Consider the following 26,090-nt stretch of genomic DNA (forward strand, 5'->3'; position numbering starts at 1 on the left):
TTGCAGTTAAGGAAGCGCCGACACTAAAAATAATAAGGAACATATTATGACCTCGAATCAAGCACCTTCAGAGCAAGATCACAATAAGACTCTCAAGGCCAAACAAGATGAGCAGACTAAGAGGATCCCTAGCCTGTTTGATGCGCTTATTCCAGTGTTTGCACTTGTGTCCATGTTGTCAGCCGCGGTTTACCTCTATTCGTCCGATAGCTCCTACGGGGCTAATCAGATAGCCCTTATATTGGCGGCATGCATCGCACTCATCGTTGGTGTCAAAAATGGCTATAGCTGGAAGGAGATGGAGGCTGGTATCGTTAAAAGTGTCGCCGTATCAGTCGGGGCGCTACTCATTCTATTCTCTGTTGGTTCTTTAATTGGCACCTGGATACTCGCTGGCACTGTACCGACGATGATCTACTACGGTATGTTACTACTCAATCCCGAATATTTTTATGCCGCCGCCTGTCTATTATGTGCCGTTATTGCCATTAGTATTGGTAGCTCTTGGACCGTAGCTGGCACACTTGGTATTGCGTTAGTGGGCGTTGCGGCTGCCATGGGGTTAAGCGTAGAGATCACCGCCGGCGCTATCATCAGTGGCGCCTATTTTGGCGATAAAATGTCGCCGATGTCCGATACTACCAACCTTGCCCCAGCGGTAGCTGGCACAGATCTATTCAGCCATATCAGGCACATGGTATGGACCACGATTCCTAGTATTATCATCGCGCTGATAGGGTTTCTAATCCTAGGCTTTACGAGTACTTCGAGCGGAGAAGCTGGTGACTTGCAAGAGAGTATGTTGCTATTGCAGCAGCAGTTTAATCCTGGACTTCACCTCTTGTTACCACTGCTGGTGGTTTTAGTATTAGCTTATAAGAAGATGCCTGCGTTTCCCACGGTCATTCTTGGTACCATCGCAGGCGCTATCTGCGCTGCACTGTTTCAGTTTGATGGCATCATCACCTTTGCCAATGATGATAGTCTGCCGCCATTGGTCGCTATGGTCAAAGGGATCTGGACCGCCATGTTTAATGGCTACACTGCGAACACTGGCGATGAAGTGCTCGATAGTTTACTCAGTCGAGGTGGCATGAGCCAGATGACCAATACGGTCTGGTTGATCCTTTGCGCAATGGCATTTGGTGGCATTATGGAGGTCACTGGTCTACTTCAACGTATTTTGCAGAGCATGTTGAGCTTAGTCACCTCTAGTGGTAGCTTGATAATTACCACTTTAGCGACCTGTATTGGTGCAAACCTCATTACCGGCGATCAGTTTATTGCCATCATTTTGCCTGGTCGTATGTTAAAAGCTGAATACACCAAGCGCGGGCTTGCAGCGAAAAATCTGAGTCGAGCATTGGAAGACTCCGCCACCATCACCAGTCCACTCGTCCCCTGGAATACCTGTGGTGCTTACATGGCCAGTACATTGGGAGTGGCTACTATTGCTTATCTACCGTACGCCTTCTTCAACTTAGTTTGTCCATTAGTCAGTGGCACTTATGCCTACTTTAATTTCAAGATAGAGAAACTGGAAGACCTACCCGAGTTCATTGAGGCTAAAGCATAGGCTACATACAGGGGCTAAATGACATTCCCTCCAAAAATAGCGAGCATATTTGCTCGCTATTTTTGTTAACTAGATCGCTAAAATAACCAAATCTAACCTTTGCTAAAATCCATAATGGTGTAATGTTGGTACAACAACGTTATAAATTTCTGTTCACCGTTCAGGGGTACCTATGCTAAATGAGAATCACGCACTTATTTTCGATTTCCCAGAATTTAAACAAGACATTGTTTATTTGAACCATAAAGACGAAGAATTTCAAGGACTATCCAAGCAGTACCACTTATTAGATTACGAAATTCGTCAGCTAGAAATTGACGGTAGTCCGACCGATGACGAACACATGCATCAGCTCAAAGTGCAGCGGGCGAATTTAAAAGACATCTTATTTCAAAAATTGAAAGATCATCACGCCGAATAAGCTTGTAAGGGGACGGGAAGCAACCGCCCCCTTTTGCCTCACCCCATTATAAAAATAATGCCACGCCGACAACGCTATCACAGCTAAAGCTGCGAGCCCCTCTAGCGACTCAAATAACAAACTGTATTTCCGTTAGTTCAAGAGTGTTGTTGAGGCATGCCCCTACCTCACATATTGCTAGCCGTTATGTGACTGACCGATTAAGTTTTCAGCTTTATTTTATTAATGTGATCTACACACCTATATTTCAGCGCACACATGTACGCATAATAAGCCATTAGCGATATTGACTATTGGAGTTTGCAATGCAACACCTTGATTGCCCACAGTGCAGCAAAAAGATCGACCTTAATCTAGTGACCTGCCCCCAATGTCACGCAGTTCAAGGGTTAGAAGCCTTCTCTGGCGTCGATCCTAACATCCGCATTAAAAACCAAAAACTGGCAATATGGTTTGGATTTTTATTCGGTGGGTTAGGCTTACATAAGTTCTATTTAGGTCAACACCTGAAGGGCAGCTTGTACTTAGTCTTTAGCTGGACGTTAGTGCCGATAGTGGTCGGCTGGGTCGATGCTGTGCGTACCTTGAAAATGAGTCCCTTTAATTTTCAACAACGTTATTGCCGTAGAGAGAGTCAGCACTACATTTAACGAGTAACATTTAGTCTAAAAAGTACAATGTTTTCTATGCTGTATTGATGTCTCTAATGATCTTCGAACAGCATATAGACTAAACATATAAGCTTTAGTCACTGACAAAGAAGCCGCTCAGACAAGCGGCTTAAATATTAAAACGATCATATCAGCAAGTGTTTACAACGCAGTACTACTGTCGCTAAACAACGCCTTTTCAATGCCATTCAGGGTATTAATGCCATCTCGATGACTCACCATATCGGTAATAATCGTGGCTCCGTTGTCTTGCTTTTCAATACTGTACTGCGATGAACTACCGCTAAATTTAACGCCGTTGTTACCACTATTACCGGTGATATTGTTATCTAGTTGATTAACGACCACATTGCTATCTAGGTTGCCTGTTAACGTCACATCCTTAAGGTATTGCGAATGGTGGGTATAACCGATGTCACGATTAAACTTCAGGCTAAAATCACCCATAAAGCTCGCATCAATTCTGGCATTATAGGTCAGGTACGAATGAAAGAATTTATTGTGCATCAACTCAGCACCTAATGGATCTTCACTACTGATTTCAGCGCGTGTTTTGGCTGTATATCCGCCCCACATACTGTGAGTTTCGCTGCCAGTCCATGCCCCCCACAAACCATAATAAGCATCGATAACTGACGCGAGATATTCTTGAGTTAAACTATTTTCAGCAGTGAGTTCAGTGATCCAATTTGCATCCCCACCCCACAGCTTGTCATTTAACGCAGTGATTTGAGCGGCTCTAATTTCAGCTTGATAGCCAGGCAGGGCGCCTATGAACTCACTATTTTGGTCTACCCCGATCCCATAATCATGCATCATATGCAGGATCTCTTCAAAACTCGCATCACGATGCTCTTCATAGCTTTGATTGATATACCAAGTGCCACCTTCAACTTGAATTTCATTTTGATATAGCGGTTGTCCGCCTAGCTCTGTAGCTGCGTTGCTACCATCATCACTGCCATTGAGGAGTATTAGAATAGCACCATTATCTGCCATCCTATTGGCCACAACAGATTTGTCACTACCATATTCAGAGCCTGGTAAATTGGTCAGATAATGGGTCAAAATAGCGCGGGAGCGCACTATCTGATTATCACTAATCAAGTCTTGCGCAATAATATGGATAGGCTTGCCATTGGGCGCTTTAATTTGTGTATAACGATTAAATTTAAGTGCTGCGCTATAGGTCGTCGACAATGTTGCAGGTACAGCCTCTATATCGAGTGCCTTTATTTCTGCTGACAGTCCAACTCCTGAATTATTGTTGCCACCGGAAGGCGTGCTCGAAGAGTCAGAATTACAGGCCACTAAGGCCATTAAACTTGCTGTTACAACCCCAACCAATATTACTTTAGCCACCATAATCTACTCCTAATACCTCTTTGATTTGAGCTGTAAAATTAACATGACCATCAAGCTCGTAGGGTAAGAGAAAGTAAGTAAATTACACGCTATGTAAGCACATGTAAGCGAACTGTATTTAGTGACAACATCCTGTAAAATCAAACTCGTCAGCGAAGCATTTCTATCATACATTGGTAGAGTTAATATTAAGGTAAACAGTTGTGAGTAAAGCAAATATACTCATTGTTGAAGATGATAAAGAGATCTCTCGTCTCACCGCAATGTATCTTGAAGCTGAAGGTTACAGTAGCCACATTATCAATGATGGCTTACAAGCAGTAACCGCAGTACGGCTAGAGCAGCCAGAGTTAGTCATTCTAGATTTAATGCTGCCAGGCTTAGACGGTGTATCAGTTTGTAAACAGCTGCGCAAATTCTATCAAGAACCTATATTGGTGTTAACCGCCTGCAGCGATGACATCAGCGAGGTAAGCTTGCTAAAACTTGGTGCGGACGATTATCTCACTAAACCTGTTCGCCCCCATGTCATGCTGGCCAGAATTGAAGCCTTGCTCAGGCGCAGCCACCCCGTGACACCAAGCCAAAACCAGTTACAAGTTGGCCTGTTCAATATTGATACCAATAAACAAGTTGTTAGCTACGACAATCTAACACTTGTGCTCACTACCGCCGAGTACGATATGTTACTGCTGCTTGCTTCTCATGCTGGCACCATCGTTTCTAGAGAAGATTGTTGCCGCGCGTTAAGAGGCATAGATTATGATTTTAATGACCGTTCAGTTGATATGCGGATCTCAGGACTAAGAAAAAAACTCAATGATGACACGCCCCCCTACAAAACCATATTAACGATACGTAACAAAGGATACATGTTGATCAATGGCTAACTATCTTCCACCTCTTTTTACTCGCCTTTACTTGAGTTTGCTGACGGCACTGTTTGCCAGCATTATCTTAACTCTGTACTTAAGTGAACAGTTTTTAGAGCAAAGTGATGTGGTCGATTTTTATGATGATAGCTATCAAACTTTTATTGAAGTCACCTCTGACATCCAACGCACCCACTTGTCTGCGGAGCAATATATTAATAACTCTCAAGGGCTGCATCCTCAATTCGATATGACTTGGAAAGCAAACTGGAATGCCGACCGAGACTGCTCAAGCTGCGAGTTTTTGAGTAATATTGCAGGGGTATCGATATATCAATTGGCGGATGAGCAGCTGCTGGCTGTTTATCCGCTTTACCAAACTAACGGCAGTATTTTGATTGCGGATCGTCTGCCTAGCAGTTTTCTTGTTGATGCTCCCTATCGTCAACAGAGCAGCAGTTTGATTGAATTATTGCGCGATGATCCCGCAGAATTTATCCCCTATTTACTGTTACTCGTGGTGATTATCACTATAGGCACTACGCTATACTTTTCAGTGCATCGATTACAGACGCAGATAAATCAACTTGTCGATACCAATAAACAGTTTGGTAAAGGCAATCTCCATATTAGGGCCAATCAAAGCTACTCCGAGCCAGTGAATGAGTTAGCAGACAGTTTTAACCGAATGGCAGATGCCATCACTGAAACGGTAAAAGAGAATCAAGTGTTTGCTCAAGCTGTTCCCCATGAAATGCGCACGCCATTGAGTCGAATTCAACTCGCAACCGGATTACTGCGCCAACGCAGCCAGCAAAACGAAGCGCTAGAACTACTGGATGATATCGACAGCTATATCGATGATATTGAGAAGTTAACTCGCCAAGTGCTGACCTTCTCAAAGCTTAATGCAACATCAAATCAAGGTGATAGCCAAAACAAGCAGCTCATAAAGCTTGATGAATATTTGCAGAGTCGAGTAAAACAATTAACCACTGATAATGGAATCATCGTAAATTTAAATCTGCAACCATTTCAGTTTGAATGTGATCCAGCCTACTTACGGCTGATGTTTGATAATCTGTTTAAAAATGCACTAATGTATGCCAGCACTCAAGTAGAGGTCTCAACCAGTTTTAGCCACAACAGGCTCATTATCAGTGTGGACGATGATGGCCCCGGCATTGATAGTCAACAATTTGAAACCATCTTTCTGCCCTTTGCACGCTTGGATAGGAGCCGCAGCCAACAAACTGGCGGTTTAGGGCTTGGCTTGGCTATTGCCAAAGCAGCTGCAAGACGCATACAGGGGAAGTTAACAGTCAGTCGCGGCCATTTAGGCGGTGCTAATTTTAGCTGCCAGCTCTTCTATCACGACCATCAACAAGATTAACTAAACTTCCTCAGAGCTAACCAACCGCTAGGGAATGACTGCTTCCCAGCACAATATCAAAGCGCATGGACTATAATTAGGGCTAATGTCACGTCGGTGAAAAGAGGCAATATTATGACTATTTCAAACCGATTAAATAAGTACCTTGTGGAAAATGAGGTCAAGTATGATCTTGTCTCTCACCCCCACAGTGTAAGCTCACTAAACTCAGCCATTGGGGCTCATGTGCCTGCAACCCAGGTCGCTAAGGCTGTGATTTTAGAAGATCATGAAGGCCGAAAAATAATGGCAGTACTACCCGCCAATCACAAAGTTAGTTTACGTTCGCTCGGAGACAAGCTAAATCGGGATCTGCACCTACTCAAGGAGCAGCAGATCTACCCAATGTTTAATGATTGCGAGAATGGAGCTATCCCCTCCCTTGGTGCAGTTTATAACTTAGAAGCCGTTTATGATGACCTATTAGTCAACGCCAAGGAGATCTACTTCGAAGCGGGCGACCACAGCAGCCTGGTGCACATGAGCCGACAGTCTTTTATTCGACTCATCAAGGATGCTAAACACTTACGATTTAGCTACCAAAGTGTCCATTAACGCCCAGCTGTATTTATTCATGCTCAAGCTTCTCAATGCCTATAGCGACCAATGAATACCTACCTGTAAATGCTGACCAGCTTCTTAGATAAGGACTATTGTTATGCAGCGTTCACGTCCAAGTACATTTTCGCTCATAGTGGCAATACTGTTTGCCCTCATTATTAGTAATGCCAACGCCAATTCAGTGAAAAAATTGTCTATCTCTGCGCCGAATGGCTTTAGCAAAGCACCAACAATTACCGTCTACTCAAGTACAGGCGAAAAGTGGGATAAGATTGATAAAACCAAGATCAGTCGGTTCTCAATCAACTTGAATGCAGAGTGTAAGTATGAAGGTAAGGGCAATAAAGCCTATAAAGGCAGGATGAGCGTATCAGGATTTTCTCTAGTCGGTGATAGCGCAGAGCCTGCTAACTTCTTAATCCCGCATAGCAAAGAGGCTTCAGGTCAGTACAGCTACACCAACGGCCAGAATCTTAGTCCTAGTGCCGTATGCAATAATGAATTAAACAAACGGCTATCCTCTGAACCAACACTCAGTAAGTACCATCTGTTGGCGAAAGGCTTCAAGGTTAATTATCCAGCGGCTTTTACTGTCGGCTATCATTTAACCTGTAAACCCACCGGTCTTGGCTTTACAGATACCTCGTCAAAAAGTACCCAAGTGAACGCAAAGATAGCCTGCCTCTCCTCTGCCCTTGCCGAGACTAAAATACCCAAGCCCAAGCCTAAAAAAGCCACCATGGTGCAGCTCCCCCTAATCAAGAACGTTAGCTTCAAGGCGAAGCCTAGCACCTATAAAGGGAGTTGCCCTACGGGCGTCGAGTTCAATGGCAGCATAGTCAGTAATAACGCTGGCTCGGTGAAATATCGATACGTGAGTCATGACGCAAAAATATCGCCAACCTTCACACTCAAGTTCACAAAAGCAGGTACGCTTGCCGTCAGAAGTTGGCACCGTACAGTTTCAAAACCAGAAGCGAGTCAGACGTTAGCTGTTAATGGTTCCAGCACGAATAACGCCATTCAGGGTTGGTATCGTTTAGAGGTATTATCGCCGCAGCCTAAAACCGCGGTAACGGCTAAATATAAAGTCGAATGTGTAACACCGACACCGGCACGAGCGCAGATAAAGAATTGATAGCCAATGGGTTTATCCTCGCTCTACCTGAAGCTGCAGGATTTAGCTAGAACCGGGGAAATAGACAGTCGATGTAGAAGTTGGACACTTGAGCTATTCTCATCGTCTGAATGTCAAAGAGTTTAGTCGCTGAGACTTCATTCGTTGAGCGAAATAAAAGGCAAGTTAAAGCAGGTTGACGTTATACAGGATCATCCTGATAGCGCAATATATCCCCTGGTTGGCAGTCTAAATAGCGACAAATAGCCTCCAGAGTTGAAAAGCGAACAGCCTTCGCCCTGCCCGATCTAAGAATTGACAAGTTCTGCGGGGTGATACCAATTGCCGCCGCAAGCTCTGTTGATTTCATCTTGCGTTTAGCCAACTGCACATCAAGTTCTATCACGATAGCCACTATATGGTTAACTCTTGTTCTGATTGCAGCAATAACCCTTGCAACATAACTTCAGCAATAACAATAATGATTAAGCCCACCAGCAGCATTGCGATGTCATTTTCTCCGAGGCTAATGGTTCGCTTAAGAGCCAACTCTGAGTACATATTATTCATAATAATGCTCAATATGGGTGGATATATTATGTTTAGTAAAAATTGCCCCACTAGGGTCCAACCTAAATAGCGAAAACAGTTAATATTGGCTAATTCAAACACTTTTCCCCGCTGGTATAAACTAAACAAGCGCAATAATACACAATTAATAATCACTAACGGGATTATCTGTATTAACCCCATTAGCAACACTTCGTTGAAGCCATGCAATGCTAATTGCTCTGCTAACACACTCCAATTACCAGCGACTTCTAGCCCCAGCCAAGCTTCCATGCCACCTTCTCCACCAATAACCACATGGTGATCTTGATGGAACACACCAATCGCTATACTCAGCAGCAGAGACAATAACGTAAAATAGAGACCAAATTTAACCATCAAGCTCAGTACTTTTATTCTATTCATAATGTTTCAGCCTTGCCTGCCAACAGCACTTTTTCAATAAATGCCTTATATTGAACCGAAAATAATGCTGACTTAATCGCATTACCATGGCCTTTTCCTGTGGCGATAAATAGCTGTTTGTTTGGTGTGGCCGCACTTTCATACAAGGTTTTTGATAAACTAACCGGAGTAGTGTTATCGTTTTCCCCCACCATTACCAGCAACTCTCCAGAGTAAGTTTCGATATTAGCCAGATTATCAATATTGGCAAGTTCATCGCTAATATCAAGCTCAATGAAAGGCGATGCATACCATGGCACTTGCGCGTCGATCATCGCCTTAGCCGTTGTTGTTGAGCCCTCCAAAACTAGCCCATCTACTGGTCGCTGACTAGCCAGCCTCCCAGCTATCATGCTGCCCAATGATAATCCGTGAACAATAACGGGCAGTTTTGCCAAGCTTGGGGCTGACTTAACGTAGTCGTAAATATCGCTCGCATCAGATTCTAATGTACTGATACTTGGAACGCCTTTACTCATCCCGTAGCCACGATGATCCATGATCAGCAAGTTATTATCGAATTGACTCAATATTTTTGCCAACTCTCCACCCTGCGACTCGAATCTAAACTGATTCCCGCCAAAATATATCAATGTAAATCGAGCATTTGGCTGTGTGATAAGCGCACCTTTCAATCGAGTGCCGTCTATCGCGCTAATACTGATAAGTTCTAGTGCTTGTTGTCGTTCCCAAGTATCGACATCCGCCTGGCTAATTGAATCATCAGGATATAAAAAGTGTTCCTCTGTCACCGAAATAGACTGACAAGCCGACAACATCAATAATCCCAAAAATAGCGTAACGTAATTTGTAGCGCGCTCCATTTAACATCCTTATTTAACTCAAGCTAATTTACACTAAAAACTACCCAAACTATTAACATTAGTCAATAATTAATTATCGTTAAACGGTAATTGAATACACGTGAGTATAGTTTTAAATTGGCCTCTTTGATGTTGAAGCAACAGATTACAATCACAGGTATTAATGGAAAGTTTGCGTGCCGATGACATCGAAGGGAATGAGTAGAGCGATGGTGTTAGAAAAATATTAAACGCCGTAAAAACTGATAGTTTACGGCGCTAACAATTTAATTTGGATACCTAGTAGAACTAAGCATCCTCTTCATGCATATAACCCTCTATTAACGCTATCTGCTCCGCCAGTTCATCATTTTTTGAGGTGAGTCGGTAACAGCCATGGGCCATTTTCTCTAAGCTGATATTATCGCCAGCGCCTAAATGCAGTTGTTCGACGATCTCTTGTGGTAACTCCAGCCCTAACCCTTTACCCACATTTTTAACCTTGAGTTCTGTCATAATCATTACCTATGTATCTGTCTTACATTCAGTCTGTGGTAAAAATGAGGCTGATGTAAGAACCAAATAATTACTTCAAATTATAGTTGATTTCGCAGGCGCCGAACGATATGTCACTGCACCATTGGCTGAATAGTGGTTGGTTATTGATAAAGGCAACATTCTCGGCTGCAAAATCGATGAAATGTAAAAAGATGGATTACAACAGAAAAAATCACAGACCAACGGCTAGCTTAAAGCTAGCCGTTGGCTTGAACATTACCCCATAGTCACCAAGCTACAAGCGCAGATATTGGTGCTAGGTAAAAAGTACAACAGCGCAGTATTTTCGGTTTGGTTACGACTAGCGATTTGAATCGTCAAGTTGTGTACTCCCTTCTCCGTTATATTACGACTGGCGAACGCTTCTAAATGGTTCGCATGTAAAGGCAATGGCAACTCGCTATTATGTCGAATGAGCTTACTACTGACCAAATTGAGGATATAGATATCCTTGTCCTTATTCGCACTCAGCACATCGCCCTTTAACTGTAGGGTCGCAATGGGAATACCGTCGGTGGTGAAGTATCGATAACTAATACTAGCCGAGCGTTTTTGCAGAGCAAAATCAGCAATCATTGAGTGGTGTTCAATGACATTGGTTCTGGGATTCATGGCAACCAGTTCATTGCGACATGACAACACAATGTCCACTTCGGTTGCCTTAATGTGCTGATAAACAATTATTCCTATGACTAGCGCCAATAGCCCGCCACTTAACACTATTTTTAGCTGTTTAATCACAGAGTGATACCTCCTTGAGCCAGTCTTCTGAAATAAATTCAGGGCTTAAGCTAAAGTCGATAGTTTTAATGTTTCTCATCAATGTGCCGCCTTTCGCTGTTTTGCCAAGCATAGATACATTAAGCACCTGCATATCATTTGAAAATGCGAGGTACACCCTATCCCATGTCAAATGAGGGCAACGATTTAGTGCAAATACAACCTTGGCTTCGACGGACACCTCTTGCCGTAATCTAATTCTCGGCGACTCTAACCAAGTGAGTATCAGTTTTTGTCCATTATCCAACACTATGTTACGGCTGGTTTTAATCGGCGCATCAATATGTTTAAACAAAATATACTCATGCATAGCCGTCACCACGGCAATACAACTAATAAAAAGTGCCGTCACGGTTAATAAAAGGTACTTTTTACGTGCTTTAGAGTGCTGCGACCAACTTGCATTAGGCGCAGCTATATTTAACCGATAACCTTTTCGGGGAAAGGTCTCAATTAATTCAGCATGTGCTTCGCCAAAATGCTTCCGTAAGGTGAATACGGCTTTTGCTACAGCAGATTCACTCATCACTGCAGTTTGCGATCCCGCACAAGCAAGCTGACCTTTACTCATCACCTGATTTGGGTGAGTAGCTAACAGTTCAAGCACCTGACATTCGGTGCGTGTTAGGTGTACCGAACTTTGAGTTTCACTATTGAATAACTGACTATTGGCAATATCAAATTCAAAGATTTTTAACCGCATATCAATAGCGTCCATATAAAATCGTTAAACTATTTTACTGCAATTACAACAGCACAAACATCCTGTTAATCACAATTTGCAATACGCGATATTATTTATTGCAACTTTGCATTAGTTCTAATCTATCAGCTCATAATGTCGGCCCTATCATTGTTTTTCCTAGCCTTTTACCCTTATTGCATGGGATCTTAAATAGCAATATTACCCGTAGGTTTTTATTGCTCACTTATTTTCAGAGAAACTCACTGACTTACAATGCATCCTCCATCGAAAATTCAAAGGTGTATATGCAATTTTTCTTGTGCATCATAACTTTATTAGATCTAGATCAATAAACTCTAGCAGTAATAAGCAGGATAAAACGCTGTAATCAGCATTACATCCGTTACGAGCAAGCAATACAGGTGTTATTTACCACTAATCACGCGCTTAACAGTAGTTAACACCAACGCAGAGCCCAACCATTACGGCAACAATTTAGGTGGAAATTACTTTGAGCTAGCTCTCATCAGCATTTCTCAGTCCTGTCATTCTTATCTCAAGCCAATGCAGCGTTGATTTGCACTCCAACAGGAACAACATTTTAACTACCTGCAGCTAATTCAAAACGCTCAAGCTGAGTATTGAGTGACATATAAAAAAAATGGGACATAAAATGATGAAAACACTAAATAGAAGACAAGCAATCAACCGTATTATTGGCATTTCGTCAGTTGCAGCAGGTACAGCTTTAGTGGCAAACCCAGTTATAGCAGCAGTAACAAACAGTGATGGAGAGTGGAGACTAGCAGTAGGTGAAAAATTAGCTTACGCCAAACTAGACCCTATGACGGTTGCTAAACGCGCCTATGAAACGGGTAACGGCTGTATGTTCCAAGTGTTTGACAGCATCATTCAAAGTTTAGCTCTGTCAGATTCACCAGACGCTGAAAAATTTGCACTATTGCCTACAGGTCTTGCGGTATATGGCTGGGCGGGCATGCTTGGTGAAGGAACTGTTTGCGGTAATATTAACGCCACCGGTATGTTAGCTAATTTATTGAGTATTAACGGTGAACAAGCCAACGCACTTCTTAGTCCAACAATGCGCTATTACGAAAGCCAAGCGTTACCACTGCAAACTGCTGAGTTTATTGAAGGGATCGGCGCTGATATGACTGAGACATTAGATCAGGTCGGCACACCGACTTCAGCAAACACTATCTTATGTCACTCCTCTATCAGCCTATGGGCAAGAGAAAATGGCAAATCCTTCAGCCAAAAAGGCATGCGCTGTAAGCAACTATCCGCTTCTGTTGTTTATGAGCTAGTGATCATGTTAAATAAAGCGTTTGATGGCGAAACGGTAATCGATCACCCTATCTCAGATACTGTTGCCGGCTGTCAAAGCTGCCACACTTCAGAGTCCACATTTCAACCAAGTGTGAAAACCAATATGGAGTGTGACACCTGCCACACTGGCCACTTCCAAGGGTAGAGAGCATGACAATGAAACATACTAAATTATACTGCGCCATCGGCCTAAGTTCGGTACTACTATTCGGTTGTGGTAGTGATGACGATAAGACTGTCGAACCGCCAATCGTTGAGCCACCCGTCACTACGATTGGCATAAATGAAACTGAAACTTTGAGCGTTAACCTAACTACGGTTGACGGTGAAACAGGCAATGTAGCCTTAACGTTAACGGGTGATGATGACTTGTTAGTGACAGGCGCTAGCGGCTTTAACCTAATCATCATGGGTTACCCAAAGGAAGGCGAGACTTCAGTTAAATACAAACTTGCTTGGCATCAAGCCAACAATGCAAATTGTATTGAAGATGCAGAGTGCGATTTGACAGTCACTGAAGCTGAGTCCGGGATCTACAATCTTGAACTAGGCACTGTTGAGTGGAAAGATGCAGTTGACAACTATCGCGTCGCTGTAGAAGTTAAAGGTGAAAAGTCCCACCTTGAGCTCGCATTTTTAGATTAATGTCTACTTCCTAAAAAGCAGGCAATCAATACTCGACCAGCACGCAATGACCATTCATTGCGTGTTTTTTTTGTTTCAAAATCAACCTATGTTCCACAATAAGTGGTGAACTTCCCGAAACTTGCCGGCGCAGAAAGGCTGAACTCCTCTTTATCCGTCTGTAGCGTATAAGGGTTAGCAAGTACCGAGATTAACGCCTCAAATGGTTGATAATCGCTACGCTCCTCTGCCGCCTCAATAGCGGCCTCAACCAGATGATTCCGAGGGATATAAACCGGGTTAACGGCATCCATCAAACTTGCGCGCTCTGCAGTGGATAGCGGTTCCTTTTCCAGTCTTGCTTGCCATTGCGCTTGCCATTGCATGAATAATTTAGAGTCAGTAAACAGCGATTCAACATCATTGCTGTCAGTGACCAAATCAACTGCTAATTGACGAAATAACTGAGTAAAGTCCACCGCTTGCCCTTGCATCGATTCCAGCAACTGCTGGCAAAGTTCATAGTCTCCGTCTAATTCCAAAGTCATGCCCAGTTTGGCCCGCATTCCCTCGAGCCAGTGGCACTTAAAGATATCCCAAAACGCCTTTATTGCCTCCGTTGCTTGCGCTATAGCATCGTCTGCATCTTCACTGATAAATGGCAGCAATGTTTCGGCAAGTCGCGCTAGATCCCATTGCGCCATCGCGGGTTGGTTGCTATAAGCATAGCGACCATCCTGATCGATAGAGCTAAACAGTGCACTGGCGTCATAGTTATCCATAAACGCACACGGACCATAATCTATGGTCTCACCACTAATGGTCATGTTGTCGGTATTCATCACCCCATGCACAAAGCCTACTAACATCCATTTTGCCACCAGCTCGGCTTGCTTATCTCGCACGGCACAAATGAGGCCTAAATAAGGTTGTTCAGTTTGCTTAAGCTCAGGGTAATGCCGCTCAATGGCGTACTCGGCCAGCTGTTTTAACTTATCCTCTTCGCCTTGAGCGGCGAAGTATTGAAAAGTGCCTACGCGCAGATGACTTGCTGCCACTCGAGTTAATACAGCACCTGGCAAATATCGCGTTCTATAGATGGGTTCACCCGTCGTCACCACAGCCAGCGCGCGAGTCGTCGCAATCCCAAGCGCATGCATCGCTTCACACAATATATATTCCCGTAATATGGCGCCAAGCACCGCTTTACCATCACCACCGCGAGAAAACTGCGTACGGCCAGATCCTTTAAGCTGAATATCTTGCCGCTGACCAGACTTATCCACGACCTCCCCTAACAACAAGGCTCGACCATCCCCAAGTTGCGGACTGAATCCACCGAACTGATGGCCAGCATAAACTTGGGCTAATGGCGCTGAACCTTGAGGCGCTTCGCTTCCAGAAAAAACATCAGCAAGCTGCTCTGCACTACTATTGCTTATGCCTAACTCCTCAGCGAGTGCCTGATTGAGCTTTACTAATACCGGTGTTGGCGCTTTATCACCATGGCATGATACGTAAAACCCTTTGAGTTCATTTGCGTAGCTATTGTCAAAACTTACGCCTAAATCAATCTTGGTGCTGCTCATCAAATATCCATCTGGCTGCAAAACATAACAAATTCCGATTCCACTACTTTACCCTAGCGGTGCCCATAACGGTAACCTTGGCCGTCTTTGTGGTCTTAGTGTAGCTTCATTCTCGGCCTAACCACTCGCATCAGTTTTTCAGCTAGCCACAGCGCAACTGTTTTCAAGCTGCCATGAATCGCTCTTTGATGCATTCGATACAGGGATATATAGACAAAACGCGCAATTTTCCCCTCAACAAACATGCTGCTTTTGGTCAGATTGCCCATCAGGCTACCCATGGTGCTGTAACGAGACAAATTGACTAAGGAGCCGTGGTCTACATAAACGTAATCCACCAGCGACTCGGCATTCATTTCCCTAATAATATTCTTCTCAGCGCACTGTGCCATTTGATGCGCAGACTGTGCTCTTGGCGGTACAAAGCTACCATCGGCTTGCTCAAATGCACAACAATCACCGATGACATAGATATCTTCGTTAACGGTACTTTTAAGGTTCGTTTGCACCTTAATTTGATTGGCGCGATTGAGCTCAAACAGCGCCAAGTCTCTAATAAAGTCCGGCGCTTTCACCCCTGCAGCCCATAACATTAAGTTAGCGGCGATAAGCTGCCCTTCGGCAGTCATAAAACCTGCTGATGTAGCTTCACTAATACGGGTATTTTCCATTACAGACACCCCCAACTGACTTAGTTCACGTCTTGCAGATGAGGCTATACGCTCAGTCAATGCCGGTAAGATACGCGGACCCGCCTCAACTAGATGAATGTTGAGCTTGTCTGCTGTCATCCTACTGAGGCCATACACTTTCAATAGGTCAGTGACATGATATAGCTCAGCCGATAACTCCACTCCAGTGGCACCGCCACCAACAATGGCAATATTAAGCTCATTAATAGAATCAGACTGATGAACGCGAGTAAAGCTATCAAGAAGCGCATTGTGAAAGCGATTTGCCTGCTGATGAGAATCCAAAAAAAAGCAGTTTTCCTGCACCCCTGGAGTGTTAAAGTCATTACTCACACTGCCGATAGCGATTACTAATTTATCGTACTTAATTTTGCGCTCAGGCAGTAACTCTTTTCCCATATCATCGGTAATTGCCGCGACCGAGAGCAACTTGCTCTCGCTGTTAAGCCCGCAAAAAGTCCCCAATTGAAACTGATAACCCTGCTTTGCTGCATGGGCTGAATAAACCACGCCATCAAGATCAGAGTCTAGCGAACCGGTAGCAACTTCATGCAATAGCGGCTTCCAGATGTGAGTGCGATTTCTATCAACCAATATGATCTGTGCTAAATTTTTTTTTCCTAGCTTACGGCCGAGCTGAGTCGCAAGCTCTAGCCCGCCAGCTCCTCCACCAACAATCACAATTTTTGGACATGATGACATCACAACTTCCCCTAACGCTTGATTGAATTTACCGTTACTCTGAATAAGCATTTAATTCAGAAACACTTATTTAGCGTCCTCTATAGTGACTGAAACAAAAAATAAAGTCATGGTCATTATGATTAGAAATAACAACAAAAGCAGTGAATTAAACCGCAAACCTAGGCGCTTACAGCAAGTTAAACTGTTAAAAAGTGAAATTACAAAGATGTATGCCGAAATGCGCATTCCAATTTAGCCTAAGAGCTATCATTAGGCAGAAATTAAGTCTGGGGCTGGGTAGCCACATACTGACTAAGCAAGGCTTGAATTATTAGGTAGTACTGCAGCAGTCACTATCGACAATTGCGTCACTGAATATATAAATCATATAACTCATAAAGATAGCTAAGTTGACTCTAATCCAAGTGATTGCTACTTTAGCACTGCAACAAATTAGCAACCTTATTTAACTATGATTTTGGTCATGGATTGAAGCTCTTATTAATGGATTAAAAAATGAAAAAAGTACTCCTATGCGCTGCACTATTAAGCCTTTGTGCATGTAAAAGCACTGACATACGCAATATCACTAGCTCAGTTTCAGATATAGCCAGTATCGGCTCATCAACTACAACGACCACTAACTCACCTAGTGCTGATTACACTCATAATCAGCCACAATATTCCAATGAATCTGAGGATATCAGTGCCCATCGCACAGGGAAAACCAATAAAGATTACGGTGTGATCCGCTCGATTACTGCAGAGAAAAACCCTAAAGGTATGACAATGGTGCGTTTTGTTTCATTTCACCTCGATAGCGGTGCAGCATTAGAGAGTAACCAATACTTATATTCAATGGATGAAAATGGCTGGATGAGTAAGAAATCAATCCTTACACTGGATAGTAGAACTAAGATGCTTAATAGCGGCGAATATTACCTAAAAGCACACGCTAAAAGTGGCGAGTTCTACACCACAGGATTGTTGACATTAGCATCAGGTGTCACCAATGTGGTAACGATTGATCTTGAGTAATAACTAGCTAAAACAGTCAATAATGAAAGGCCGCTAAACAGTGGTCTTCCATCTCTACTGCAGCCAAGATTTTCCTGCTGCAGGCACTCTAGTAATAGTTTTTTCATCACCACTTTAGCCAAATAACAACTTCATCGGTACAACAACCCTTTTAAACTGCATGCCACTCCACTTACAAACTACTCGTGAATAAGTCATCGCTACCAGTATATCCAATGGCCGCCTTTCCAACTTCCAAATATCTACTTGCTTCCTCAAAAGATAATAATTTCAAGTTTAATCTTTAATATCAACAAAATAGAAATAAAATCAAACACAACTTCAGCCCTACAATTAGGTTAATTAGTCTTTTTAACAAGCTAAATCCTTCCAAAAAACAGACTCACCTTTGACATTGGATACATTATACTGTAGAAATATTTTAACATTCCCGCAACAAAGTATTGACGGGTAGTTGAGTTAAATAAATAGAAATAAAAGAGGACGGAGTGATGGCGGTCGCAGCCTAGCTTCAATACCCCTCCCCATAGAGGCTACATAATATGATAAGAAAAATTAAAAAGAGTTTGCCCTGTATCATTTCACGCAAATCAATTCTAACAACCGCTATTCTTGCTTCGTTAAACGTAGGTACTGTGCAAGCAGCTGAAATGTGCGGTGAAAAGACCTTAGACAGACAAGGTGAAGTATCCGCTAATCAAGACCATTGCATCACCGATTACGGTCACTTCCTCTATATTAATGTTCCATACGAAAACAGTGATGTCACAATTACCACTTCAGGTGGCAGTTATGCTGGCAGCGACGCAGATATAGTCTTATATAACGGTGATGATTGGAGTGGAAATCAAGAGCTTGTCAGTAATACTGTCGGTACTAACGATGAGAGTATCTCTTTTATTTCTCGTGCCGGTAAACGTTACTTTAAAATCAATGGCAATATTCAAGAAACCAACTTAAGAGTCAATATTACTGGTGGTGATATACCACCACCTATGGGCGACTACATTGTTTTTAATACTAATCTCAACGTCACTATTCCAGCTCCTGCGATTTCTTCAAAGTCTGAGTACGGAGCTACTATTGCGACCATCCTCGCAGCAAGTTACAGCGATTTTGAATCTATTGCAGGTGCAAGCCAAGATCCCATCGCAGACGTTTCCGATGCATTGCATTACCTTGCAAGCACCGATGATTTAGACGATCCAGATTTAAACCAACTATTATACTTTCTTGCCTCTTATAAATATTACGCTGCAGCGATGACAGATACCGAGGCGCAAAATCTAAGTATTGCACTTCAGGCTGTCACTCAAATGACCGACTTTATCGGCGACGCTGGTGGCGTCATTCAAGAAGGTTACGCTGGTGCACTTAATAATTTTGAGCGTGGTGCTGGCGCCGCGTACTTTAAAGATTTATTGCCACACCTCTTAGCGATTATTCAATACTATTCAGAGCAAACAAATCCATTTGATGGCAACAACGCAGGCGACGCAACCATGGCGTTACTTAAAGCCGTTGGATCAGCAGCCTATTACGGAGATTCCGCGACTAAAGCCGCCTATAACAATAATATGTTGGACGTATTATCGGTGATGCGATCGTTTGCCTTCCTAGGCGAGACATCGCTTGATATGCGTTGGTCGACTGAAGCTGATAAAAAATGGATTATCCCCCATAGCTTTATCGCTCTCGGTAAAATTTCATCTATTGCTACCGACGAAGCTAAAGCTCGCTTTGATAGTACGATTATTGAAACTCGCGACAAATTAGTGAATGACATCTCTGTTGAAACTACTGAAACCATCGTGACAAAGAGTTATTTAGAGTCCGCAGGACGACAGTGTGAGGCAAGCGATCCACTCTTTGGTAACTGTATTGTACCGCCAAAAGAGGAAGATATTTTAACCGTCCGTCATGAGTGTACAGATAAGCTCATCATTCGTGCTCAAAGCAGTATTTCTCAAGCTACACTCGAGCAATCTTGTGCCGATTTATCACTGCAAGAAGCCGAATTCCACGCTTTTTTCAACACCAACGCTATTCCTGTTCAAGGCGATCTTAACGACGTGCTTGAAGTGGTCTCTTTTGCCTCGCCTGAAGATTACGAAAAGTACGCTCCAGAATTCTTTGGTATTAGCACTGATAATGGTGGTATGTATCTCGAAGGTTCTCCTGAAGTCGTCGGAAATCAACCACGCTTTATTGCAATGCAGTGTCCTGACTCATGGGTGGGCAACTCTTGCCAATATGAAGACCAAATTTACAACTTAAGACACGAATTCGTCCACTATTTAGATGGTCGCTATATCAAAAAAGGGTCATACGGTTCATTCGATTACAATGTCTCTTGGTCAGAGGGAATGGCCGAGTACATGGCCAACGGTAACGATCATCCAAGAACCAATAACACACTGGAAGGTAAAACTATTCCGCCATTATACAACCTGTTATTTATGGCTTATGGGTATGATGAACTCTATCAGTGGAGCTATTATGCGATGCGTTACCTGTCTGAAGAGCATAACGACGAAATAGTAAAGATAACTCAAGCACTGCAAGTGGGCGATAAAGATGCCTACACCGAAGTACTAAAAGGGGTTGCCGCGCGAACAGAAGCTGGGTTTGAAGCTTTTGTATTGGCTAATGCCGATGTAATAGCCCCACCAGCGGCAACGATTCCTGATACCAATGTCATTGGTGAATGTACGTTAACCCAGCAATACGCTCGCCATGTTGACGCTGCAAAGATTAACTTCACCATTACCAATACTACCGATGTTCCAGTGTCACTATTTTGGCTAGACAATAACAAGGGAACAGCCAATTTCGCTAAGAACTACAAAACACTAGAGCTTGGTGATAGTTATACATCGACCAACTGGCGTCAGGGCGATCGATTGATGTTAAGCGATAATGCCATGAACTGTCTCGGTGTTAGCGTGATGACCGACGACAGCAATAACTTCTCTATCGATGAAGAGCTTGTCAAAGATGTAGTACCTGAAGTATTACCAAATCAAGACATGCTAGGTAGCTGTGAACTTGTAAGGCCTCACCTAATAAAAGATGAATCCCATGAATTTACCATTACCAATACTACAGACTATCCAGTGCGTTTGTTCCGTATTGATAATCTAACGGGCAAGCCTAAATATGCGAGCGCTGCCACCGGTTTCGATTTTGGCTACGGTACCTTGAATAAAGGCGAAAGCTATAGCGCTGATATCTGGTACGGCGACCGTCGTTTTATGGTTACCGATGCGCGTCTCAACTGCTTAAGTGTTGGTGTGCTAAATAATACAACGGCTGACTTTACCATTGATGAATCAACCATTGCCAATGCAGCAGAACCTGAGGTTATTCCAGAAGTTAATACAATCGGAAGCTGCGAGCTTAAAGGTAAACATCTAACTGGCCCGTTTGAAGCTGACTTTTCATTTACCAACAACAGTAACACTGCAGTACGTGTTCACCGTGTCGACAATGAAACAGGAGAGCTCAGTGAAAGCTTTGGCTTTACCACTCTTGAGAATGGTGAGACCTATGATAGTGCAACTACCTGGAAGTGGTTTGGTAATCGCCGTGCAGCAATTACCGACGTTAACAACCAGTGTTTAGGGGTCGCGGTGATGTCACAAGAAAATGATATCAACGATTATTTAATCACCGACGAGTTAGTTAATCGTGGCGACACTTCACCTGTTGACTCAGACGGCGATGGCGTTATCGATAGCGAAGATGCATTCCCTAATGATGCTACTGAAACACTTGATAGCGATGGAGATGGTGTAGGTAACAATAGTGATGCTTTCCCATTTGATGATACCGAATCAATGGATAGTGACGGTGATGGCGTAGGTAACAATGGCGATGCATTCCCTAATGATGCCACTGAAACACTTGATAGCGATGGTGACGGCGTAGGTAACAATGGCGATGCATTCCCTAATGATGCTACTGAAACACTTGATAGCGATGGTGACGGCGTAGGTAACAATGGCGATGCATTCCCTAATGATGCTTCAGAAACGCTCGATAGCGATGGTGACGGCGTAGGTAACAATGGCGATGCATTCCCTAATGATGCTACAGAAACGCTCGATACTGACGGCGACGGTATTGGCGATAATAGCGATGCTTTCCCAACTGACCCTAATAACGGCGTGATCACAAGTTGTGGCGCCGCGACCATCAACTCCGGCAAGTTAACCTTAGAAAATGAAGAGTGTATTAGCGGCGGTAAAGGCAGCTATTACGTGTGGGTTGACGCAGATAACACCGACCTATACATCTCGACTCAAGGTGGAGATGGAGATGCGAATATCTATTTCAACGCCGATACTTGGGCGTCTTCGACCAATGCACAGTCTAAGTCTGCAACAAGTGGCAATAGCGAGCAGTTGCATGTTGTTGCAAATCGTGGCTGGCGCTACATCAGCATCGATTCGAATACTAGCTACAGCGGCGTATCGATGACAGTGAGTTTAACCAACGGTTCAACCGTTGATCTTGTTGACCCCGTTGAACCAGAAGTGCCATCAACACTGAGCAACATGTGTGATAGCGCATCGCCTCAAGATTATGGCAGCATTAGCAATGGAGTACCTATCTGTGTAAAGAATGGTCGTTCATCTTTCTACATCAATGTGCCTACAGGTACCCAGAGCTTAACAGCTGAAACCGGTCACGGCAGCGGTGAATTAGAGTTGTATGTCGGTGAAAGTTGGCCTGATGCGAATAACAATACAGGAAAATCGACAAGCCTTGGTACTCAGGAGAGAGTGACCGTACAGCAGCCTAGTTCAGGTTGGTACTATGTTACAGTTCAAAGTACACCAAGCAGTGATGACGTCACCTTAAAAGTGACACTGAAGTAATAACTCGAATGAGTGTTAGTCGAAAGCTACAACAAAACTAACACTTACGAGCTACTCGAAAAGGCAAACCATCAGGTTTGCCTTTTTTCTGTTATATCGAGCAAATTAAATCAGCGGAGGTATTCGATTATGCTGATAAAATCGATAGTATTGCACCACTACTATACCAAAATACCTTTAAATACTGATAGTTAAGCTACAACTCATGCTGCTGAATATACTGCTTCGGTGACTTACCTAAGGTCTTCTTGAAAAAGGTGATAAAAGCACTCGCCGATTCATAACCGAGTTCTTCTGCGATGCGTTGCACCGAGCTGCCACTCGCTAGCTTTTGCAAGGCTAAAACAATATGCAACTGGCCCCGCCAACGACCAAAAGTAAGCCCCACCTCTTGTTTAACTAATCGCGTCAGTGTTCGCTCACTCATAGCGTAAGCTCTGGCCCAAGCAGCGATCGAACGTCTATCCTCTGGAGTTTGCATCAGTTTCGCAGCGATTGCTTTTAGACGTGGTTCTGCAGGTGTTGGAAAGTCATAATGCTGGCTTGGCATCTGCTTTAGCTGATCAATGAGTACCTCCACTAAGTTGGCGGTAGTGGTGTTAGGCTGATAGTTTTGATCTAGGCTGGTCAAATGTACCGTTAACTCTCTTATCAAAGGCGAAATTGATAGGGTACAACTTTTTTCAGGCATACCTTGCACGTCGGGATCAATAAACAACATGCACACTTTGGCGTTACTGGAGATCAAATTGCAGTGTAATTGTTGACTCGGGATCCAGACAGCACAGTTCGGTGGCACCATCCAAATCGCATCAGCAATTTTACACTTAATGTAGCCACTTAACGCCATCACCAACTGGCATTTATGGTGCTGATGCAGCGGAGTTTCGGCATCACGCTCGCCGCCACTCATTGTCAAAGCCACCACTTTTTGCGGAAAGGCATCTGAATCAAATACAGGAAAGGTATGACTGTTCAACATGCTACTTGACCGTTTTAAACAATAAAAAGTCACTATAGCTCAATTCAGCAAGAAGAATGAAGCGTAAGCTGCCCTCATTACTGTGAAGCCGTTATTTTTTGCTCGAGGACAATACAATCACAAAGCTAAAACCCTCTTATCTGACCAGCAGTGCGTTTTTAATGCTGGGAGTTTTATTGATCTCAGTGAGCTTACGTAGCCCTATTACCGGTATAGGTCCTTTACTTGATGCCATCAGAGCTGAGCTCAATCTATCAGCCACTCAAGCAGGCATGTTGACCACACTACCGCTGCTTGCGTTTGCCTTTTTCTCACCAATAGCTGCAAATGTTGGTCGTAAGCGTGGTCTTGAACAAGCACTAATGTTATCGCTGCTATTAATCACCCTTGGCCTTGTTATTCGTTCATTAGGCAGTACATTAGGCCTCTTTAGCGGTACGGTTATTATCGGTGCCGGCATTGCCATTGCCAATGTGTTGTTACCTAGCTTAATGAAGCGTGATTTTCCCAATAAAATTGCCACTATGACCTCAATCTATGTATTGATGATGGGCGCGGGCTCCGCTCTAAGTGCAAGCTTGGCAATCCCACTGGCAGAACTGGCTGATACGCTCTCTATTCGCTTGATGCCCAACTGGGCCTTTTCGTTAGCCAGTTTAATTTTGTTCCCCATCATTGCGATATTGGTATGGCTACCGCAATTGCGTAACCATACAGCCCCGACCAAAGACGCGCTGAAGCTTGATAGCCATAGTTACCTTTGGCGTAATGCTGATGCTTGGCATATCACGCTATTTTTGGCCATGAACTCATTCTTGATGTATATCTTCATCAGCTGGTTGCCCACCATCTTGGTTGAACTGGGATACAGCCATCATCAAGCCGGTGTTATTCATGGAGTATTACAGCTATTTACCGCTGTGCCTGCTGTATTACTTATCCCATTAATGGCTAAAATAGACGACAAACGGCTGTTGAGTTTCGGCTTAACCATCATGGCGTTTATGGGGATCTTAGGTTTGATCTTAGCGCCTGCCCACGCAATGGTTTGGGGAATGATGTTTGGCTTTGGCGCGGGCGGTGGCTTCATTGTGGCGTTAGCACTCATTAGCTTGCGTACAACAAGCGCACATCAGGCTGCAACTTTGTCTGGAATGGCGCAGTTTTTGGGTTATCTTTTTGCGGCAACGGGACCCATTATTATGGGCGCGATACATGAAGATACTGGCAGTTGGCAGCAACCATTGAGCATATGTGCAGCGGTAGCCTTGCTGTGGAGTGCATTCTCTGTTTTCGCCTCTAAGAGTAAGCTGATAACAGCAGCGTCAGCGCCCTTAGCCGCGCAAATAACGAACAGGCAGTAAACAATCAACTCTTATATGATTGGAGCCTAGCTAAAGAATGAAATCCATACTTTTATTCAGCCCACTATCTATGAAGCCCGACAAGCGCCGATATACCAACTGAATTCAACATTGACATAGTGAGTGATCTTACTCAGACCTATTTAGGTTAATTTAAGTAAGATCACTTAGAGGCGATGAGTTATTAAGAATTACTTAGCCTTATCCAGGGTAAAGTCGAGCCTTACTTGCTGCTTAGGCTGCACCACTGGATTACCTTCAACAATCTTAGGCTTATATTTCCAACCTTTAATAGCGCGTACAGCTGACTTATTAAAGATACGTTTAGGGTAGGCATCAATCACGTTTACATTAGTCACAGAGCCCAGCGTGCTAATGTCGAATTCGACGACCACATAACCCTCTTTACCATCTCTTGCAGCACCTATGGGATATTGCGGTGACACCTGCACCACAGGCAAGGCATCTTGATTAACAGGCCCTTGGCTATAGATCTCAACCACCTTTGGCATAATTGGTGGCTCAGAATCCGTTGCTGAATTAATTCCTTCACCGCCACTACTAGGGATAGCAATACGCTCGGGCTTGGGAGTGATAGGTTGCGGCTTAATTTTTTCAATAGATTTAGGTGGGATCGGTTCAGGGATATCGGCCGTGATGTGAAAAATGGGCGCCTCAGTTATCTTGCCGCTAGACACTTGGTCAGTCTTAACCAGCTGCGACATAAAGATAAATAAACCCAAAGTGACTAGGGCTCCCGTTAGCATAATACTCGTGCGGCTAAACAGATTATTTTGACTCATAGATTATCCTTTCTTGAGTGGGTGCCCTTTTATTCCTAGCAGGATAAATAAGTTAAGCCAAACGTTTTGTTACATTTTGTAATAAATAAAACCAAACACAACAATAACTTAACACGAAGTAAACAGGGTGGTTACATTTGACTTGCTGACATATCTATTAATAGGTATAAGAATGGCTTCCCTTAGTTGGCTCTTTTGGCGGGAATTTTAGCGTTCAAGTGTTAGT

At 43.6% G+C, this 26,090-nt stretch carries 23 protein-coding genes; 12 read left to right on the plus strand and 11 right to left on the minus strand.

The window, feature by feature from the left end:
* The first annotated feature begins 46 nt into the window (after positions 1 to 46).
* The 3 genes from nhaC (at position 47) to JK628_RS17935 (ending at position 2,647) form a co-directional block, all read left to right on the plus strand.
* Positions 47 to 1,576, plus strand: coding sequence for a Na+/H+ antiporter NhaC (nhaC, locus tag JK628_RS17925; protein ID WP_202286295.1), 1,530 nt, complete (start codon positions 47 to 49; stop codon positions 1,574 to 1,576).
* A 172-nt stretch (positions 1,577 to 1,748) separates the two neighbouring features.
* Entirely contained in the window at positions 1,749 to 1,997 is a 249-nt protein-coding gene (locus JK628_RS17930) for a YdcH family protein (RefSeq protein WP_202286296.1), read from the plus strand.
* 305 nt (positions 1,998 to 2,302) lie between these two features.
* A complete protein-coding gene (locus tag JK628_RS17935) occupies positions 2,303 to 2,647 on the plus strand; it encodes a TM2 domain-containing protein (RefSeq protein WP_202286297.1) in 345 nt (114 codons plus the stop codon).
* A gap of 162 nt (positions 2,648 to 2,809) precedes the next feature.
* Here JK628_RS17935 and JK628_RS17940 read toward each other — a convergent pair whose 3' ends face one another.
* Positions 2,810 to 4,033 carry a hypothetical protein gene (locus JK628_RS17940; RefSeq protein ID WP_237524054.1) on the minus strand — a complete coding sequence of 408 codons (1,224 nt, stop codon included), beginning with the start codon at positions 4,031 to 4,033 and terminating at the stop codon, positions 2,810 to 2,812.
* Positions 4,034 to 4,236: 203 nt separating this feature from the next.
* Between JK628_RS17940 and JK628_RS17945 the strand changes: the two genes are divergently transcribed.
* From JK628_RS17945 to JK628_RS17960, 4 genes are all read left to right on the plus strand, one after another.
* On the plus strand, positions 4,237 to 4,923 hold the full coding sequence (locus tag JK628_RS17945) for a response regulator transcription factor (RefSeq protein WP_202286298.1): 687 nt from the start codon (positions 4,237 to 4,239) through the stop codon (positions 4,921 to 4,923).
* On the plus strand, positions 4,916 to 6,298 hold the full coding sequence (locus JK628_RS17950) for a sensor histidine kinase (protein ID WP_202286299.1): 1,383 nt from the start codon (positions 4,916 to 4,918) through the stop codon (positions 6,296 to 6,298). The genes JK628_RS17945 and JK628_RS17950 overlap by 8 nt, the downstream gene beginning before the upstream one ends.
* Before the next feature lie 114 nt (positions 6,299 to 6,412).
* Entirely contained in the window at positions 6,413 to 6,892 is a 480-nt protein-coding gene (locus tag JK628_RS17955; RefSeq protein ID WP_202286300.1) for a YbaK/EbsC family protein, read from the plus strand.
* Positions 6,893 to 6,995: 103 nt separating this feature from the next.
* Positions 6,996 to 8,036 carry a hypothetical protein gene (locus tag JK628_RS17960; protein WP_202286301.1) on the plus strand — a complete coding sequence of 347 codons (1,041 nt, stop codon included), beginning with the start codon at positions 6,996 to 6,998 and terminating at the stop codon, positions 8,034 to 8,036.
* A 181-nt stretch (positions 8,037 to 8,217) separates the two neighbouring features.
* Here JK628_RS17960 and JK628_RS17965 read toward each other — a convergent pair whose 3' ends face one another.
* The 6 genes from JK628_RS17965 to JK628_RS17990 all read right to left on the minus strand — a co-directional run bounded on the left by JK628_RS17965 (position 8,218) and on the right by JK628_RS17990 (position 11,873).
* Positions 8,218 to 8,430 carry a helix-turn-helix domain-containing protein gene (locus JK628_RS17965; protein WP_202286302.1) on the minus strand — a complete coding sequence of 71 codons (213 nt, stop codon included), beginning with the start codon at positions 8,428 to 8,430 and terminating at the stop codon, positions 8,218 to 8,220.
* The gene (locus tag JK628_RS17970; protein WP_202286303.1) at positions 8,430 to 8,990 is read right to left on the minus strand and encodes a DUF2975 domain-containing protein; all 561 of its coding nucleotides are present in this window, start codon (positions 8,988 to 8,990) and stop codon (positions 8,430 to 8,432) included. Before JK628_RS17970 ends, JK628_RS17965 begins: the two co-directional genes overlap by 1 nt.
* Positions 8,987 to 9,853, minus strand: coding sequence for an alpha/beta hydrolase (locus tag JK628_RS17975; protein ID WP_202286304.1), 867 nt, complete (start codon positions 9,851 to 9,853; stop codon positions 8,987 to 8,989). Before JK628_RS17975 ends, JK628_RS17970 begins: the two co-directional genes overlap by 4 nt.
* A gap of 288 nt (positions 9,854 to 10,141) precedes the next feature.
* Complete coding sequence (locus JK628_RS17980) at positions 10,142 to 10,348, minus strand: AbrB/MazE/SpoVT family DNA-binding domain-containing protein (protein WP_202286305.1); 207 nt, start codon at positions 10,346 to 10,348, stop codon at positions 10,142 to 10,144.
* 258 nt (positions 10,349 to 10,606) lie between these two features.
* Positions 10,607 to 11,131 carry a hypothetical protein gene (locus JK628_RS17985; RefSeq protein ID WP_202286306.1) on the minus strand — a complete coding sequence of 175 codons (525 nt, stop codon included), beginning with the start codon at positions 11,129 to 11,131 and terminating at the stop codon, positions 10,607 to 10,609.
* Positions 11,124 to 11,873 carry a winged helix-turn-helix domain-containing protein gene (locus tag JK628_RS17990; RefSeq protein WP_202286307.1) on the minus strand — a complete coding sequence of 250 codons (750 nt, stop codon included), beginning with the start codon at positions 11,871 to 11,873 and terminating at the stop codon, positions 11,124 to 11,126. The genes JK628_RS17985 and JK628_RS17990 overlap by 8 nt, the downstream gene beginning before the upstream one ends.
* A 658-nt stretch (positions 11,874 to 12,531) precedes the next feature.
* On the opposite strand from JK628_RS17990, the gene JK628_RS17995 reads away from it, so the two are divergent.
* Together JK628_RS17995 and JK628_RS18000 are read left to right on the plus strand one after the other, a co-directional pair.
* Positions 12,532 to 13,350: a cytochrome c3 family protein gene (locus JK628_RS17995; protein WP_202289874.1), complete on the plus strand. Its 819-nt coding sequence runs from the start codon at positions 12,532 to 12,534 to the stop codon at positions 13,348 to 13,350.
* Between the two features lie 11 nt (positions 13,351 to 13,361).
* Positions 13,362 to 13,850 (plus strand): hypothetical protein, encoded by a 489-nt coding sequence (locus JK628_RS18000; RefSeq protein ID WP_202286308.1) that lies wholly within the window; start codon positions 13,362 to 13,364, stop codon positions 13,848 to 13,850.
* Positions 13,851 to 13,936: 86 nt separating this feature from the next.
* On the opposite strand, the gene JK628_RS18005 is transcribed toward JK628_RS18000, so the two are convergent.
* Complete coding sequence (locus tag JK628_RS18005; protein WP_202286309.1) at positions 13,937 to 15,418, minus strand: protein adenylyltransferase SelO; 1,482 nt, start codon at positions 15,416 to 15,418, stop codon at positions 13,937 to 13,939.
* Positions 15,419 to 15,513: 95 nt separating this feature from the next.
* Positions 15,514 to 16,815 carry an NAD(P)/FAD-dependent oxidoreductase gene (locus JK628_RS18010; protein WP_272931660.1) on the minus strand — a complete coding sequence of 434 codons (1,302 nt, stop codon included), beginning with the start codon at positions 16,813 to 16,815 and terminating at the stop codon, positions 15,514 to 15,516.
* A 495-nt stretch (positions 16,816 to 17,310) separates the two neighbouring features.
* On the opposite strand from JK628_RS18010, the gene JK628_RS18015 reads away from it, so the two are divergent.
* Together JK628_RS18015 and JK628_RS18020 are read left to right on the plus strand one after the other, a co-directional pair.
* The gene (locus JK628_RS18015) at positions 17,311 to 17,832 is read left to right on the plus strand and encodes a hypothetical protein (RefSeq protein WP_202286310.1); all 522 of its coding nucleotides are present in this window, start codon (positions 17,311 to 17,313) and stop codon (positions 17,830 to 17,832) included.
* Positions 17,833 to 18,374: 542 nt separating this feature from the next.
* On the plus strand, positions 18,375 to 22,715 hold the full coding sequence (locus JK628_RS18020) for a collagenase (protein WP_202286311.1): 4,341 nt from the start codon (positions 18,375 to 18,377) through the stop codon (positions 22,713 to 22,715).
* A 196-nt stretch (positions 22,716 to 22,911) separates the two neighbouring features.
* Here the strand turns inward: JK628_RS18020 and JK628_RS18025 are convergent, their stop codons facing one another.
* Complete coding sequence (locus JK628_RS18025; RefSeq protein ID WP_202286312.1) at positions 22,912 to 23,697, minus strand: AraC family transcriptional regulator; 786 nt, start codon at positions 23,695 to 23,697, stop codon at positions 22,912 to 22,914.
* 161 nt (positions 23,698 to 23,858) lie between these two features.
* Here JK628_RS18025 and JK628_RS18030 point away from each other — a divergent pair, with 161 nt between their 5' ends.
* Positions 23,859 to 25,061 carry an MFS transporter gene (locus tag JK628_RS18030; protein WP_202286313.1) on the plus strand — a complete coding sequence of 401 codons (1,203 nt, stop codon included), beginning with the start codon at positions 23,859 to 23,861 and terminating at the stop codon, positions 25,059 to 25,061.
* A 191-nt stretch (positions 25,062 to 25,252) separates the two neighbouring features.
* Here JK628_RS18030 and JK628_RS18035 read toward each other — a convergent pair whose 3' ends face one another.
* The gene (locus tag JK628_RS18035) at positions 25,253 to 25,864 is read right to left on the minus strand and encodes an energy transducer TonB (RefSeq protein WP_202286314.1); all 612 of its coding nucleotides are present in this window, start codon (positions 25,862 to 25,864) and stop codon (positions 25,253 to 25,255) included.
* Between the last annotated feature and the right edge of the window lie 226 nt (positions 25,865 to 26,090).

The sequence above is a fragment of the Shewanella sp. KX20019 genome (assembly GCF_016757755.1).
Taxonomy (GTDB): Bacteria; Pseudomonadota; Gammaproteobacteria; order Enterobacterales; family Shewanellaceae; genus Shewanella.